The sequence below is a fragment of the Actinomadura sp. NTSP31 genome (assembly GCF_041951385.1).
Taxonomy (GTDB): Bacteria; Actinomycetota; Actinomycetes; order Streptosporangiales; family Streptosporangiaceae; genus Spirillospora; species Spirillospora napierensis.
This window is the reverse complement of sequence record NZ_JBGNUT010000011.1, coordinates 59,913-72,878: the sequence shown is the minus strand read 5'-3', so window position 1 is coordinate 72,878 and position 12,966 is coordinate 59,913. Positions and strand designations below refer to the sequence as shown.

The 12,966-nt window shown below is 72.4% G+C and carries 12 protein-coding genes; 7 read left to right on the top strand and 5 right to left on the bottom strand.

From position 1 onward, the window contains the following. The first annotated feature begins 61 nt into the window (after nt 1-61). Nucleotides 62-1,285 carry an SLC13 family permease gene (locus ACA514_RS20070; protein WP_375042706.1) on the top strand — a complete coding sequence of 408 codons (1,224 nt, stop codon included), beginning with the start codon at nt 62-64 and terminating at the stop codon, nt 1,283-1,285. A gap of 45 nt (nt 1,286-1,330) precedes the next feature. Here the strand turns inward: ACA514_RS20070 and ACA514_RS20065 are convergent, their stop codons facing one another. Genes ACA514_RS20065 through ACA514_RS20055 form a run of 3 tightly spaced genes read right to left on the bottom strand, consistent with a single transcriptional unit; the run spans nt 1,331 to nt 4,096 of the window. Continuing rightward, nucleotides 1,331-2,194, bottom strand: coding sequence for an inositol monophosphatase family protein (locus ACA514_RS20065; protein WP_375042705.1), 864 nt, complete (start codon nt 2,192-2,194; stop codon nt 1,331-1,333). Between the two features lie 29 nt (nt 2,195-2,223). Then, nucleotides 2,224-3,024 (bottom strand): hypothetical protein, encoded by an 801-nt coding sequence (locus ACA514_RS20060; RefSeq protein ID WP_375042704.1) that lies wholly within the window; start codon nt 3,022-3,024, stop codon nt 2,224-2,226. 22 nt (nt 3,025-3,046) lie between these two features. After that, complete coding sequence (locus tag ACA514_RS20055; protein WP_375042703.1) at nt 3,047-4,096, bottom strand: hypothetical protein; 1,050 nt, start codon at nt 4,094-4,096, stop codon at nt 3,047-3,049. 154 nt (nt 4,097-4,250) lie between these two features. On the opposite strand from ACA514_RS20055, the gene ACA514_RS20050 reads away from it, so the two are divergent. Together ACA514_RS20050 and uvrB are read left to right on the top strand one after the other, a co-directional pair. Beyond that, a complete protein-coding gene (locus ACA514_RS20050; RefSeq protein ID WP_375042702.1) occupies nt 4,251-5,402 on the top strand; it encodes a sensor histidine kinase in 1,152 nt (383 codons plus the stop codon). Nucleotides 5,403-5,511: 109 nt separating this feature from the next. After that, a complete protein-coding gene (uvrB, locus tag ACA514_RS20045) occupies nt 5,512-7,629 on the top strand; it encodes an excinuclease ABC subunit UvrB (protein ID WP_375042701.1) in 2,118 nt (705 codons plus the stop codon). Nucleotides 7,630-7,667: 38 nt separating this feature from the next. Here the strand turns inward: uvrB and ACA514_RS20040 are convergent, their stop codons facing one another. Continuing rightward, complete coding sequence (locus tag ACA514_RS20040; protein ID WP_375042700.1) at nt 7,668-8,144, bottom strand: GNAT family N-acetyltransferase; 477 nt, start codon at nt 8,142-8,144, stop codon at nt 7,668-7,670. 98 nt (nt 8,145-8,242) lie between these two features. Between ACA514_RS20040 and ACA514_RS20035 the strand changes: the two genes are divergently transcribed. The 3 genes from ACA514_RS20035 to ACA514_RS20025 all read left to right on the top strand — a co-directional run bounded on the left by ACA514_RS20035 (nt 8,243) and on the right by ACA514_RS20025 (nt 10,994). After that, a complete protein-coding gene (locus ACA514_RS20035) occupies nt 8,243-8,755 on the top strand; it encodes a GNAT family N-acetyltransferase (protein WP_375042699.1) in 513 nt (170 codons plus the stop codon). Nucleotides 8,756-8,871: 116 nt separating this feature from the next. Next, nucleotides 8,872-9,915 carry an SGNH/GDSL hydrolase family protein gene (locus ACA514_RS20030; protein WP_375042698.1) on the top strand — a complete coding sequence of 348 codons (1,044 nt, stop codon included), beginning with the start codon at nt 8,872-8,874 and terminating at the stop codon, nt 9,913-9,915. 110 nt (nt 9,916-10,025) lie between these two features. Further along, entirely contained in the window at nt 10,026-10,994 is a 969-nt protein-coding gene (locus tag ACA514_RS20025; RefSeq protein WP_375042697.1) for a CapA family protein, read from the top strand. A 19-nt stretch (nt 10,995-11,013) separates the two neighbouring features. Here ACA514_RS20025 and ACA514_RS20020 read toward each other — a convergent pair whose 3' ends face one another. Continuing rightward, nucleotides 11,014-11,652, bottom strand: a complete 639-nt coding sequence (locus ACA514_RS20020) for a LuxR C-terminal-related transcriptional regulator (RefSeq protein ID WP_375042696.1) — start codon at nt 11,650-11,652, stop codon at nt 11,014-11,016. Nucleotides 11,653-11,964: 312 nt separating this feature from the next. Between ACA514_RS20020 and ACA514_RS20015 the strand changes: the two genes are divergently transcribed. Further along, complete coding sequence (locus ACA514_RS20015; protein WP_375042695.1) at nt 11,965-12,948, top strand: hypothetical protein; 984 nt, start codon at nt 11,965-11,967, stop codon at nt 12,946-12,948. The last annotated feature ends 18 nt before the right edge of the window (nt 12,949-12,966 follow it).

The window sequence follows — 12,966 nt, the reverse complement described above, 5'->3', positions numbered from 1 at the left end:
AGTATCCACCGCCGGACGGCGATATCCGGCGCGCCGGGCCGGTTATGGGATCATGGCGCGCGTGCCGCTCCCGATCGAGACCGCCCGCCGCGCGGCCCGCTCGCTGGGCGTTCTCGACTGGATCCGCATCGGCGTCCTGGCGCTCGGCGTGCTGTTCGTCGCGACCGGCCTGCTGCCCGCCGACTCCGCCCGGTCCAGCCTCGGACGCATCGCGCCGCTGCTGCTGTTCCTGTTCGCCATCATCGTGCTCGCGGAGCTGACCAAGGAGGCCGGCGTCTTCGACGCGATCGCGCAGCGGATGGCGCGCGCGGGACGCGGCCGCTACGCCGCCCTGTTCCTGCTGTGCGTGGCGTTCGCGTCGGTCAACACCGTCTTCCTCAACCTCGACACGACGGCGGTACTGCTCACACCCGTCATGCTGGCGCTCGCGGCGCGCGCGCGGATAGCCGCCCTGCCGCTCGCCATGACGACGGTGTGGCTGGCCAACACCGCCAGCCTTCTGCTGCCGGTCTCCAACCTGACCAACCTGCTCGCCGCCGACCGGGTCGCGCTGGAGACCTCCGAGTTCGCGGCACGCATGTGGCTGCCGCAGGCGGCGGTGCTGGCCGTCACCATGGCGCTGCTGTGGGTGTTCTATTGGCGGCGCCGCATGCGCGGTGCGGACTCCTACGACCCGCCGGATCCCGTCCCCGTACGGGACCGGGTGCTGTTCTCCGCGACCGGCCTGGCGTGCCTGCTGTTCATCGGGGCGATCCTTGCGGGCGTCCACACCGGCGTCCAGCTCGGCATCGCCACGACCGTGGCCGCCGCCGTGGCCGTCGCCGCGTTCGCCGTAAGGGACCGGTCGGCGCTGCGCCCCACGCTCATTCCGTGGCAGCTGATGGTCTTCGTCACCGGGCTGTTCCTCGTCGTCCCCACCCTGGAGCGCTACGGGCTGGACGATGCGATGCGCTCGCTCGTCGGCACCGACGACGGCGTCTCCGGCGCGCTGCGGGCCGGGTTCTCCGGCGCGGGCCTGTCGAACGTCCTCAACAACCTGCCCGCCTATGTCGCGGGGGAGTCCGCGGTACCGGTGGCCAACCAGGACCAGCTGCTCTCGTTGCTCGTCGGGACGAACGTGGGGCCCGTCATCACCCCGTGGGGGTCGCTCGCCACCCTGCTGTGGTTCGAATGGTGCCGCCGGTGGGACGTGCGGGTCCCGCTGCGCAAGTTCGTCCTGACGGGAACGGTCCTGGCGGTGCTGGGATGCGCCGCCGCGGTCGGGACGCTCCTGCTCACTCGCTGAACGCGTACGCGCGCAGGCCGTCGCGCTGCGCTCAAGGGCCGTCTCTCAACGGGCCGTCGCGGTCGCGGCCGTCGTCTCCAGCAGGCGGTCGAGCAGCTCCGGACGCGCCGCCACGAAGCTCAGCTCCGACGGCGGGCGGTCGATGCCCAGCTCGTACGGCGCCCCGTCCAGGCGCCGCAATTCCGCGCCAGCCTCCGCCGCCAGCAGCGCCCCCGCGGGAAGGTCCACGATCTCCGGCAGGTACCCCACGAACCCGTCGATGTCGCCGCGCGCCAGCATCGCCCACCCCACCAGCGGCGCCCACAGTTGCAGCATCCGCGCGCATCCTGCCTCCACACCGGACCGCAGCCGGAACGCCGCGGCGTCGTCCGGCCGTACCTGATGCCCCTGCGTCCACGCCAGCACCGGGTTGTCCTCACGCCCCGGCCTCGGCCGCTCCGGCAGCGTCAGCGGCGCCCCGTCCGGCCCCAGCGCGCCCTTGCCGTGCAGCGCCGACCAGGTGCGCCCCGCCACCGGGTCATGGACGACGCCGAGCACCGGCTCCGCGCGCGCGCACAGCGCCAGCCCGACCGCGTACACCGGCATGCCGATGGCGACGTTGTTGGTGCCGTCCAGCGGATCGACCAGCCACACCATCTCCTCGCCCGGCGCGCCCTCCAGGATCCCGGACTCCTCCGCGATGATGCGGTGCCCCGGGTACGCGGCCCGCAGCCGCTCCAGGATCAGCGCCTCGGCGGCCGTGTCCAGCTCCGTCACCACGTCCCCGGCGGTGCCCTTCGGACGGGCGTCCACCGGCCCGTCCACCCGGGACCGCAGCAGCGTGCCCGCGGCCTCCGCCGCCTCGACCGCCACCCGGCGGGCCTCGGCGAGATCGACCGGGAGGGGCGGGGACGGGGCGCTGGTTCTCATCGGGCCTCTCCAGTCGTGTCCATGCCCGCTTACCGGCGGGCCGAGCGGCACCGGCGCCCGTGCGGGCCGGAGAACTCCTCGGAAAGGGACGGTGGTTCGTGGGACAGGAACGGCGGTTCCTGGGACAGGGACGCGGTGCGGGGACCGGGCCCGGGATGCGCCGCGGCGATCCGGCGCGCCGACCGCAGCAGCGCCCGCACCGTGTCGCGCGGATCGCTGCGGGAACGGCGCACCTGGTGCGTCGGGACGTCCAGCGGCCCGAGCGAGAGGTCGCCGCCACCGGGCGTCTGCCGCCCCAGCGCCACCGTCGCCGCGTCCAGCCCGTCCTCGATGAGCGTGCTGTGGAACACCCCGGCGGGCAGCGTGTACGACTCACCGGTCCGATGCGCCGCCGAAGGGCCCGGACGGTAGCGGACGGCCCGGCCCGTCGCCCTCAGCTCGTCCACCTCCCCACGGCTCACGACCTCGAACACCTGCCCGGCGCTGTCGGGCGCGACCCCGTCCACGACGTCACCGGGCCCCTCCCGCACGTCCATCCGGACGTTGCGCACCGTCCCGTACAGCACGAAGCTGAGCAGGTCCCAGCTGTGGCAGTGCACCGGCGACGTCGTGGACGGGGCGGGCCGCACCTCCGGCGTCCAGATGTGCAGGCACACCCCGAGATCGCCGCTGCGCTCCACCGGGAGGCACAGGAAGCCCAGGGGATGGCGCACCGCCGGAACCGGCGAGCGGCCCGCCGCGACGTCCTCCAGGACCCGCCCGGCCCACGCCGGCAGCGTCCGCGCGGCCCTGCCCGCGCGGATGTCCCCCCGGATCTCGTCGTACCTCATCGCCGCCCCGTCATGACCGTCCTCACTCGTAGGGGTCCTTCGCGCGCAGCGCCTTGCGGATGATCTCGATGACGTCCCGGTCGGTGTAGGCGGGCGCCAGCCCGATGCCGATCACCTCGAAGAGCTTGCGGACCTCCTCGACGGTCGGCTCGTCGTCCAGCGGCGCCAGCCTGGCCTGCTCCACCGGGACCCGGCGCGCCTGGTCCAGGCTGGTCTGCAGCTCCGCGCTCATCCAGCTGTAGTAGAACTTGTTGCTGTCGACCACCAGCGCCTCGCCGCGCGGGTCGTCGCGGGTCACCACCAGCCGCGAGGCCGCCAGGTCGTAGCGCAGCGTCGTCATCGTCCGCGCCAGGCCGATGTCGATGTCGAGCATCGCGAAGCGCTGCTTGTGCCAGCACGCCGCCAGCAGCGTCGCGTACGCCTCCTTGCGGGTGCGCTCCAGCGTCCACTTCTCGCCCGTCGCGTCCGGCGCGTCCGACACCGACCGGCGGTGGCGGGCGTACGCCTCGCACACCTCCACGTCGGTCGGGTCCAGGATCTCCATCCGGAACAGCAGCGTGCGGCGCTCCCTGCGGGCGGCCGCCACGCACTCCGGGAGCGTCTTGGCGCGGATGTAGGTCCCGGTGCCGCCCTTGAAGAACCACCGGTCGGTGTCGCGCCGCGCCTCCGCCAGCACCTGCCCGACCTGCCCGCCGCTGATCACGCGGACGACCGCCGTCTCGTCCAGCGCCCGCTTGGTGCCCGCCAGCACGTCCTCGAACTGCTCGATGTGCGCCATCTTGCCGCGCAGGTCGTCGAGCGTGGACGAGGACGCGCGCAGCGTGTCGCGCACCTCGGCCTCCACCGGGATCCGGCGGCCCCGGTCGCGCAGCACCGCGGTGGCCAGCAGCCCGACCACCGCGAGGATGGCGCTGTTGGTGATCTGGTCCTCGTCCGGCAGGTTCACCCCGAGGCCGAGCACCGCGACCGTGATGGCCAGCACCAGCGCGATGAAGGCGTCGGCGTTCTTCCCGAGCCAGTTGGCGAAGCGGATCATCGTCGGCGGCCACCCCGTCCTAGTCGGCGCCGTCATCGTAACCACAGCACCGGGACGGCGGGAAAGCCCCGCAGGCAGGGGCGGCGGGCGCCGGCGGGCCACACCGCCGTCACCTGCGCGAAGCCGGCCGGCGCCGGCCGTCCCCATCGCGGGAGGTTCCGGTCCTCTGGCCTGCCTATAGGCTCATCGCATGCACCTGCGGGGCTGGTGGTCGGCGGCGTGGCCGACGCGGCGTTCACGCGCGCTGGACGTCACCCTGGCCGTGTCCTTCGCCGTGCTGGACGGCGTCTTCCTGTGGTTCACCCCCCAGGATTTCTGGCTGCCGCACACCGTCACCTCGGCCTGCAGCGTCATCCTCGGCCTGTGCACCGTGGTGCGGCGCCGGCACCCCGTCGCGCTGGCGGTCTTCGCGACGGCGTTCAGCGCCCTCACCGGCGGCGGGGCGTTCGTCGTCCTGGTGATCCTTTACTCGCTGGCCGCCTACGCCACCTCCCGTCGCACCGTCCTGGCGATCGCGGGCCTGAGCTACGCCGCCGGCCTGGCCTTCCCGGGGCCGACGGCCAGCGACGACACGTTCCTCGTCCAGGCGATCTTCGGGACGACCTTCACCGCGGTGCCCGTCCTGCTCGGCCTCTACATGGGCGCGCGCAAGCAGCTCCTGGCCTCCCTCCAGGAACGCACGGCCCGCCTGGAACGCGAGCAGCACCTCCTCGCGGAGCGCGCGCGGGGCGAGGAGCGCACCCGCATCGCCCGCGAGATGCACGACGTGGTCGCCAACCGCATCAGCGTCATGGTCGTCCACGCCGGCGCGCTCAAGGCCGTCGCCGCCCGCGACCCCGGACGGGCCGCCGAGACCGCCGCCGTCATCGGCGACATGGGGCGGCAGGCCCTGGAGGAGCTGCGGCACGTCATCGGCGTCCTGCGGCAGGGCGAGGAGGCCCTCCCGCAGGAGGCGGTCACCCTCGCGCACGTGCGCGAGCTGGTCGGCCAGTCCGGCGCGGCCGGGCTGCGCGTCGTCCTGTCCGTCCGCGGCGTGGAACGTCCCATGCCGTCCGCGGTGGGCCGGACGCTCTACCGGCTCGTCCAGGAGGCCCTGACGAACGTGCACAAGCACGCCGGCGCCGCCGACACCCGCGTCGATCTCGGGCTGCTGCCCGAGGCCATCGAGGTGGAGGTGGCCAACGAGCCGCCCACCGCGCCGCCCGCGCACGACCTGCCGAGCGGCGGGCACGGCCTGGTCGGGCTGCGCGAGCGGGTCACCGCCCTCGGCGGCAGCTTCGAGGCCGGCCCGCGCGGCGGCGGCTACGCCGTCCGCGCCCGCCTCCCGCTGCCCGCCTCATGATCCCCTGGCCACCGGTCTGACCTGCGGAAATATTGGACGGTCCGCGATTGTCGTACCTGCTGCATAGAGTGGGCGGCAAGCGAGGGAAGACCGAGGGGGAGAGGCGATCATGCGGCCGATCACGGACCTGCGGCGCCGCGTGGCGCCGTTCGAGGTCGTCACCGAGATGACGCCGTCGGGCGACCAGCCGCAGGCGATCGCCGAGCTGGCCGAGCGCGTCGAGCGCGGCGACGCCGACTCGGTGCTGCTGGGCGCCACCGGCACCGGCAAGACCGCCACCATCGCGTGGCTGGTCGAGAAGCTCCAGCGGCCCGTGCTGGTCATGCAGCCGAACAAGACGCTGGCCGCCCAGTTCGCCAACGAGCTGCGCGAGATGATGCCCGGCAACGCCGTCGAGTACTTCGTCTCCTACTACGACTACTACCAGCCCGAGGCGTACATCCCGCAGACCGACACCTACATCGAGAAGGACTCCTCGATCAACGACGAGGTCGACCGGCTGCGGCACTCGGCGACCAACTCGCTGCTCACCCGCCGCGACACCATCGTCGTCGCGTCGGTGTCGTGCATCTACGGCCTCGGCACCCCGCAGGAGTACGTCGACCGGATGGTCCGGCTGCGCGTCGGCCAGGAGGTCGACCGCGACGACCTGCTCCGCCAGCTCGTCGGCATGCAGTACAGCCGCAACGACCTGGCGTTCACCCGCGGCACCTTCCGGGTCCGCGGCGACACCATCGAGATCATCCCGCAGTACGAGGAGCTCGCCGTCCGGATCGAGATGTTCGGCGACGAGATCGAGAAGCTCGCCACCCTGCACCCGCTCACCGGCGAGGTCATCACCGAGGACGAGGAGCTGTACGTCTTCCCCGCCTCCCACTACGTCGCCGGCCCCGAGCGGATGGAGCGCGCGATCCGCGACATCGAGGCCGAGCTGGAGGAGACCCTCGCCGTCATGGAGCGGCAGGGCAAGATGCTCGAGGCGCAGCGGCTGCGGATGCGCACCACCTACGACATCGAGATGATGCGCCAGGTCGGCACCTGCTCCGGCATCGAGAACTACTCCCGGCACATCGACGGCCGCGACGCCGGCACCGCGCCCAACACCCTCCTCGACTACTTCCCCGAGGACTTCCTCCTCGTCGTCGACGAGTCGCACCAGACCGTCCCGCAGATCGGCGCGATGTACGAGGGCGACGCGTCCCGCAAGCGGATGCTGGTCGAGCACGGCTTCCGGCTCCCGTCCGCGATGGACAACCGGCCGCTGAAGTGGGAGGAGTTCCTCGACCGCATCGGCCAGACCGTCTACCTGTCCGCGACGCCCGGCCCCTACGAGATGAACCGGGTCAAGGGCGACGTCGTCGAGCAGGTCATCCGCCCCACCGGCCTGATCGACCCGGAGATCGTCGTCAAGCCGACCAAGGGCCAGATCGACGACCTGATCCACGAGATCCGGCTGCGCACCGAGCGCGACGAGCGCGTCCTCGTCACCACCCTCACCAAGAAGATGTCCGAGGACCTCACCGACTACCTCCTCGAACTCGGCATCCAGGTCCGCTACCTGCACAGCGAGGTCGACACGCTGCGCCGCATCGAGCTGCTGCGCGAGCTGCGCGCCGGCGAGTTCGACGTGCTGGTCGGCATCAACCTGCTGCGCGAGGGCCTCGACCTGCCCGAGGTGTCCCTGGTGGCGATCCTGGACGCCGACAAGGAGGGCTTCCTGCGCTCGGAGACGTCCCTCATCCAGACGATCGGCCGTGCCGCCCGCAACGTCTCCGGCCAGGTGCACATGTACGCCGACACCGTCACCCCGTCGATGGAGCGCGCGATCGACGAGACGAACCGGCGCCGCGCCAAGCAGCAGGCCTACAACACCGAGCACGGCATCGAGCCGACGGCGCTGCGCAAGCGGATCGCCGACATCCTCGACTCCCTCGCCCGCGAGGACGCCGACACCGAGACCCTCATCGGCGGCGCCGGCCGCCAGCAGAGCCGCGGCAAGGCCCCCGTCCCCGGCCTCGCCTCGCGGACGAAGGAGGTCGGCCGGCACGCCGCCGACCTGGTCGGCGAGCGCCCCCGCGAGGAGCTGGAGGGCCTCATCGAGCAGATGACCGAGCAGATGCACCAGGCCGCTGCCGACCTGCAGTTCGAGCTCGCCGCCCGGCTCCGTGACGAGATCAAGGAGCTCAAGCGCGAACTCCGCGAGATGAAGGAGGCCGGCGTCAGGTAACCCCGCCCGGAGTTCCGGTATCCGCCGATCACGGCGACCTACGGACGGGCCAGGACGTGCGCCATTTCGAACTGCTTCTCGCCGGGACGGTGGGGCTGCGTGGCGCCGGTCCGTGTGAAGCCGTGCCGCGAGTACAGGCGTTCCGCGCGGCGGTTGCCCTCGACGACCCACAACCGCAGTTCGGGGAGGCCGCGCCCGGTCGTCCACTCCAGCGCGGCGCGCACCAGGAGGTCGCCGACGCCCCGGCCGCGCGCGGCGGGCGCCACCCACATGCCGACGAGCTCGGCCGTCCCATCCTCCCCGGGAATGACGGCGACCAGGCTGCTCGGGCCGTCGGCGGTCTCGGCGAGGTAGGTGTTGCGGGCGCTGAGCCGCTCCCGCCAGACATCGGGCGTGAACGCCTCCTCGCGCGCGAGGGTGGAGCAGAAGGCCTCGGGCGAGTCGGCCAGGGACGCCAGGCGGACGGACCGGTACAGGGACCAGTCCTCGGCCTCCAGCAGCCGTACCGTCGTCATGCCGGACACCGTCGCATCGGGCCCGGCGCGGCGGCAACCGGTTTCCCCTGGTCGCAAATGGGAGGCGGGACGTTCGCCCGCCGTTCTACGCTCGCGCGATGGAGTACGACGTTCGCCTCGCGCGGCCCGACGAACTGGCCGGGCTGCCGCCGATCGAGGACTCGGGGGACCGGCTGTTCCAGCCGATCGGGATCGTGTTCCCGCCCGGCCCGACGGTCGCCGAGCACATGATCGAGAAGGGCGCCGAGTTCCTGGTGGCCGGGGACCCGCCGGTCGGCTTCGCGGCCGTCGAGGAGGTGGACGGCGCGACCCACCTGGAGCAGATCTCCGTGCACGCCGACCTCGTGGGCCGGGGGATCGGCACGCGCCTGCTGCGGGCGGTGACGGAGCGCGCGGCCGCGCACGGCTCCCCGGGAGTGAGCCTGTTGACGTTCCGCGACGTCCCGTGGAACGGCCCCTGGTACGCCCGCAACGGGTTCGCCGACCTGCCCCCGGAGCGGTGGGGGCCGGGCATCAGGGCCTACTGGGACGCGGAGATCGAGGCGGGCCTGCACGAACTCGGGCCGCGCACCGTCATGTGGCTGCCGCTGCCGCCGCCCGGCACCGGATGAGCGCGGCCGCACGTAAGGTGGTTCTCCGGGAACGCGCGACGCCCCGCCCGCGTCCCAGAAACGGATCTACAGTGTAAAGGCGGACGCCGCGGTGTCCACGGTGCGCGAGGAGGACGATGACCCCCGGGTCCTGGCCGCGTCGGCTGCGTGAGCGTCTCGGCGAGCGGGGACTCGCCGTCCTGGTCCTGGTAGGGCTGCTGGCCCTCGCGGTGGTTCCGCTGGTGGCGATGCCGGCCGCGCGGTGCAAGGTGTTCGGCGGCGGCTGCCCCCGGCCCGAGCCGCCGGTGCGCGCCGACCCCGTCGTGGCGAAGGAGAAGCAGGTCGCGCCGGTCGTGGCGGCCACGAGCGGCGCGTACGTCGCGCTCGGCGACTCCTACTCGGCGGGCGTCGGCGCCGAGGCGACGGTGGCCGACCGCAACCCCCTTGAGCGCTGCCACCGGACGTCCAAGGCGTACTACTACGAGGTGGCGCGGACGTTCCACTTCGCCAAGGGATCCGCGTTCTGGGCGTGCTCGGGCGCCAGGACGGCCGACGTGCTGAAGGGGCGGTACGGCGAGCCCCCGCAGATCGACCGCCTCAACGCCGGCACCAGCCTGGTGACGCTCAGCATCGGCGGCAACGACGTCGGCTTCTCCAAGGTGCTCGGCGGCTGCGTGGTGCATCTGCCGTGGAGCCACAGCTGCACCGAGCAGGGCAAGGACATCGCGGGCCGGATGGCGAGGCTGCGCCAGGACCTGCCCGCCCTGCTGGCGAAGATCACCGCGAAGGCGCCGGACGCGCGGGTGATCGTGATGGGGTACCCGAAGGCGTTCTCCGAGGTCCAGGGGGTCGGCGGGGACAACATCACGGTCTCGGACCAGCAGTGGCTGAACGCCCGCGCCTACGACCTCGGGCAGCTCGTCCGGCAGTCGGTGGCCGAGGAGGACCGGCGGATCGCGGCCCGGCACGGCCGGGGCAGCGTGGAGTTCGTCGACGCCTACAGCGCGTTCGCCGGCCATGAGGCGGGCAGTCCCGACCCGTACATGAACGGGCTGGCGCTGAACCTGTCGGCGCTGGAGGCCGAGCCGCGCAGCTTCCACCCGACGGCCGCCGGCCAGCACGCGCTCGCGCAGCTGTTCATCGCGCAGATCAACAAGGGCCCGGGCCGCCCCCTGTCCTGAGACGATCACATCGACCTTCCACGTCGGCTGACCGGCCGCCCGTACCCGCCCGCCGCGCGGGGAGGTACGGCGCGCACCGGGTAGGACCGTCAGTAGGGGAGGAGGCACCGATGACGATCACGGTGGCGCTCGCGGGCGACACGATGCTCGGGCGCGGTGTGGCCGACGAGATCGGCGCGGCCGGCCCGCACGGCCTGTTCTCCCGGGGCGTGCGGGACGTCTTCCACGAAGCCGATCTCGCCCTGCTGAACCTCGAATGCTGCGTGTCCGGCCGCGGACGACCATGGGACGCGCCCGGCAAGTCGTTCCACTTCCGCGCGCCTCCCGACGCTGTCGAGGCGCTCGCCGGCCTCGGCGTCGACTGCGTGACGCTCGCCAACAACCACGCGCTCGACTTCGGCGAGGACGCCCTGGCGGACACGCTCGCGCACCTCGGCGCGGCGGGCGTCCGGACGGTCGGCGCGGGCCCCGGCGTCCGCGAGGCGCGGACGCCGGTGATCCTGGAGGCCGGTGGCCTGCGCGTCGCGGTCGTCGGCGTCACCGATCACCCGCCGGACTTCGCCGCCGGGCCGGACCGCCCGGGCGTCGCGTTCGCCGACCTCCGGCACGGGACCGACGCCTGGCTGCGGGACGAGATCCGTGCCCTCGCCCGGTCGAACGATCTCGTCGTGGTCCTGCCGCACTGGGGCCCGAACATGACCGAGGAGCCCCTCCGCTACGTCCGCCGCGCGGCCGGGGACCTGGTGGACGCGGGCGCGTCCCTGGTCGCGGGCAGTTCGGCGCACGTCTTCCACGGCGTCGCCCCGCCGGTCCTGTTCGACATGGGCGACTTCATCGACGACTACGCGGTGTCCGAGCTCCTCCGCAACGACCTCGGCCTGCTGTTCCTGGCCCGTCTCGGCGGCGACGGCCTCTCCCGCGTCGAGGCCGTCCCGCTCCGCCTGGACTTCGCCCGCACCCGCCTCGCGGGCGCCGCCGACCGCGACTGGATCGCCGGCCGCTTCACAGCCGCATGCGCCGAGTTCGGCACGGCCGTCGCCGTCGAGGACGACCGGCTCGTCATCGACGCATCGCGCTAGAGCGGCGGCGGCCGCGAGGTCAGAGCAGCCCGATCTCTGCGGCGTGGACGACGGCCTCGACCCGGTTGCGCGCGTCGAGCTTCTCCAGGGTCCGCTGGAAGTAGGTCTTCACCGTGTTGCTGGCCAGACCGGTCACCCGCGCGATCTCGGCATTGGTCTCGCCCATGGCCACGCGGCGCAGGATCTCGAACTCGCGGCGGGTGAGGCCGTGCTTCTTCAGATCGCGGACGCCGGGGGAGCACTGCTTCGCGAGGCCGTCCGCGCTGCCTGGGAGGCGCTCGCCGCGCGCGACCCCGTGGAGGGCGTCCAGCAGTTCGGCGGGGTCCGCGTCCTTGGGGACCAGGCCGTCGGCACCGTCGATGACGGCCCCGTCCAGTCGGCCGCGGGAGCAGTAGATGATCACTTTGGTCCCGGGCGCGCAGGCGCGGAGGTCATGGATCACCTGTGCGGCGAGCGGGCCGGGGAGGCGGAGATCGAGAAGCACGAGGTCGGGGCGGTGGGCCTTGGCGGCGGCGATCGCCTCCTGGCCGGTTTTGGCGTAGCCCACCACCGTGAGCCAGGGGGTGGTGGCGGCGGTGCTGGAGACTCCGGCGTGGACGATCGGATGGCCGTCCACGACGAGAAGGCGCAGGGGCCCCCTGCGCTCGGAGCTGTTCACGATTCCTCCCGACTTCGTCGTTCGGCAGTACGCCTCTGGTGACGGACCCGTCCGCGTGACATCGATGGGGTTCGCGCGCACCGACGTGCGCCCACGAGTACGAACGGTTCCTCTTTAAAGGCGTTCCAGCCCGTTCCACGCCGTTCCATCGGCGCATGACCGGGCTCGCATCTCCGTTCGGAGAGATCCGTTCGGTGTCTCCGTTGTCGGCTGCCGGCCGGGGGCCCCGCTTCCTAATCTGAGCGCACGGATCGAGATTTCGGACAGGGGGCATGGACTTTGAAGACGCAGTGCGAGCTTCTGGTTCCGTACATGTCGCAGTACAGGGATTTCGATGATCACGACGAGACGCGTTATCTGCCTTACCTGATGTACTTCCACCGCACGGACTACCGGTCTGGGGCCATCAACACCGACCGGCTCGGTTTCCGCGTCGCGCACGGCGCGCGGGAGTCGGGCTCGGTCGCCGCGCCGCCGGCGCCCGGCCGGGTGCGGCTGCTCGCCGGGAGCTCGGCGGCGCTCGGAGTGGGCGCGACGAGCGACGCGGCGACGGTCCCGTCCCTGCTGTGGACGCGGTACGCGCCATCGGCCCCCTGGCTCAACTTCGGGGGGCGCAGCCACTCGTCCATGCAGGAGCTGATCCTCCTGCTCTCCTACCGGCACCTGCTGCCGGAGGTCGAGGAGATCGTCGTCCTCTCGGGCTTCAACGATCTGGCCACCAGCCGGCTGCCCCGGCGCCTGGTCGGCGACAACGGCGCCTACTTCTTCTGCGGCGAGTTCTTCGACGCGATGGACCGGCTGCGCCAGGGAGGACGCCGGAAGCGCCGCGGCGGGCGTGCCGCCGCGGCCGCCGCGGCCGGCGCCGAGCCCGCCCGCGATCCCGCCGAGATCATCGCCACGGCTCTCGACCTGACCTCCCGCCACCTGGAGAGCTACCGGCTGCTGGCCGGCCCGGCCACCCGGATCTCCTACGTGCTGCAGCCGCTGGCCCCGTGGATCCGGGACGTTCCCGCGCCGCAGGAAAGGCTTCTCTTCGACGAACTGGACGGGATGTCCCTGCAGGGCACGTTCACCGAGATGTTCGGTGAGATCGCCACGCGCGAGGTGTGGAGCCGTTATTCGGAAGGTCTTCGCGTCGCCTGCGAGAAGCAGAACGTGCGTTTCGTCGACGTCAACGCGCATCTCGCCGAGGAGGCGGACGAGGACGCATGGATCTTCGTGGACCGCGCGCACTGCACCGACAGGGGTTATGACCTGGTCTCCCAGATCATCGCCCGGGAGCTCGACCTGTCCTGACCTACCGAAACCGATGGG

Excerpts from the sequence above, each read along its gene's own strand:
- ACA514_RS20065 (WP_375042705.1), bottom strand. The coding sequence starts at position 2,194 with ATGAGAACCAGCGCCCCGTCCCCGCCCCTCCCGGTCGATCTCGCCGAG.
- ACA514_RS20060 (WP_375042704.1), bottom strand. The coding sequence starts at position 3,024 with ATGAGGTACGACGAGATCCGGGGGGACATCCGCGCGGGCAGGGCCGCG.
- ACA514_RS20055 (WP_375042703.1), bottom strand. The coding sequence starts at position 4,096 with ATGACGGCGCCGACTAGGACGGGGTGGCCGCCGACGATGATCCGCTTC.
- ACA514_RS20050 (WP_375042702.1), top strand. The coding sequence starts at position 4,251 with ATGCACCTGCGGGGCTGGTGGTCGGCGGCGTGGCCGACGCGGCGTTCA.
- uvrB (WP_375042701.1), top strand. The coding sequence starts at position 5,512 with ATGCGGCCGATCACGGACCTGCGGCGCCGCGTGGCGCCGTTCGAGGTC.
- ACA514_RS20040 (WP_375042700.1), bottom strand. The coding sequence starts at position 8,144 with ATGACGACGGTACGGCTGCTGGAGGCCGAGGACTGGTCCCTGTACCGG.
- ACA514_RS20035 (WP_375042699.1), top strand. The coding sequence starts at position 8,243 with ATGGAGTACGACGTTCGCCTCGCGCGGCCCGACGAACTGGCCGGGCTG.
- ACA514_RS20030 (WP_375042698.1), top strand. The coding sequence starts at position 8,872 with ATGACCCCCGGGTCCTGGCCGCGTCGGCTGCGTGAGCGTCTCGGCGAG.
- ACA514_RS20025 (WP_375042697.1), top strand. The coding sequence starts at position 10,026 with ATGACGATCACGGTGGCGCTCGCGGGCGACACGATGCTCGGGCGCGGT.
- ACA514_RS20015 (WP_375042695.1), top strand. The coding sequence starts at position 11,965 with ATGTCGCAGTACAGGGATTTCGATGATCACGACGAGACGCGTTATCTG.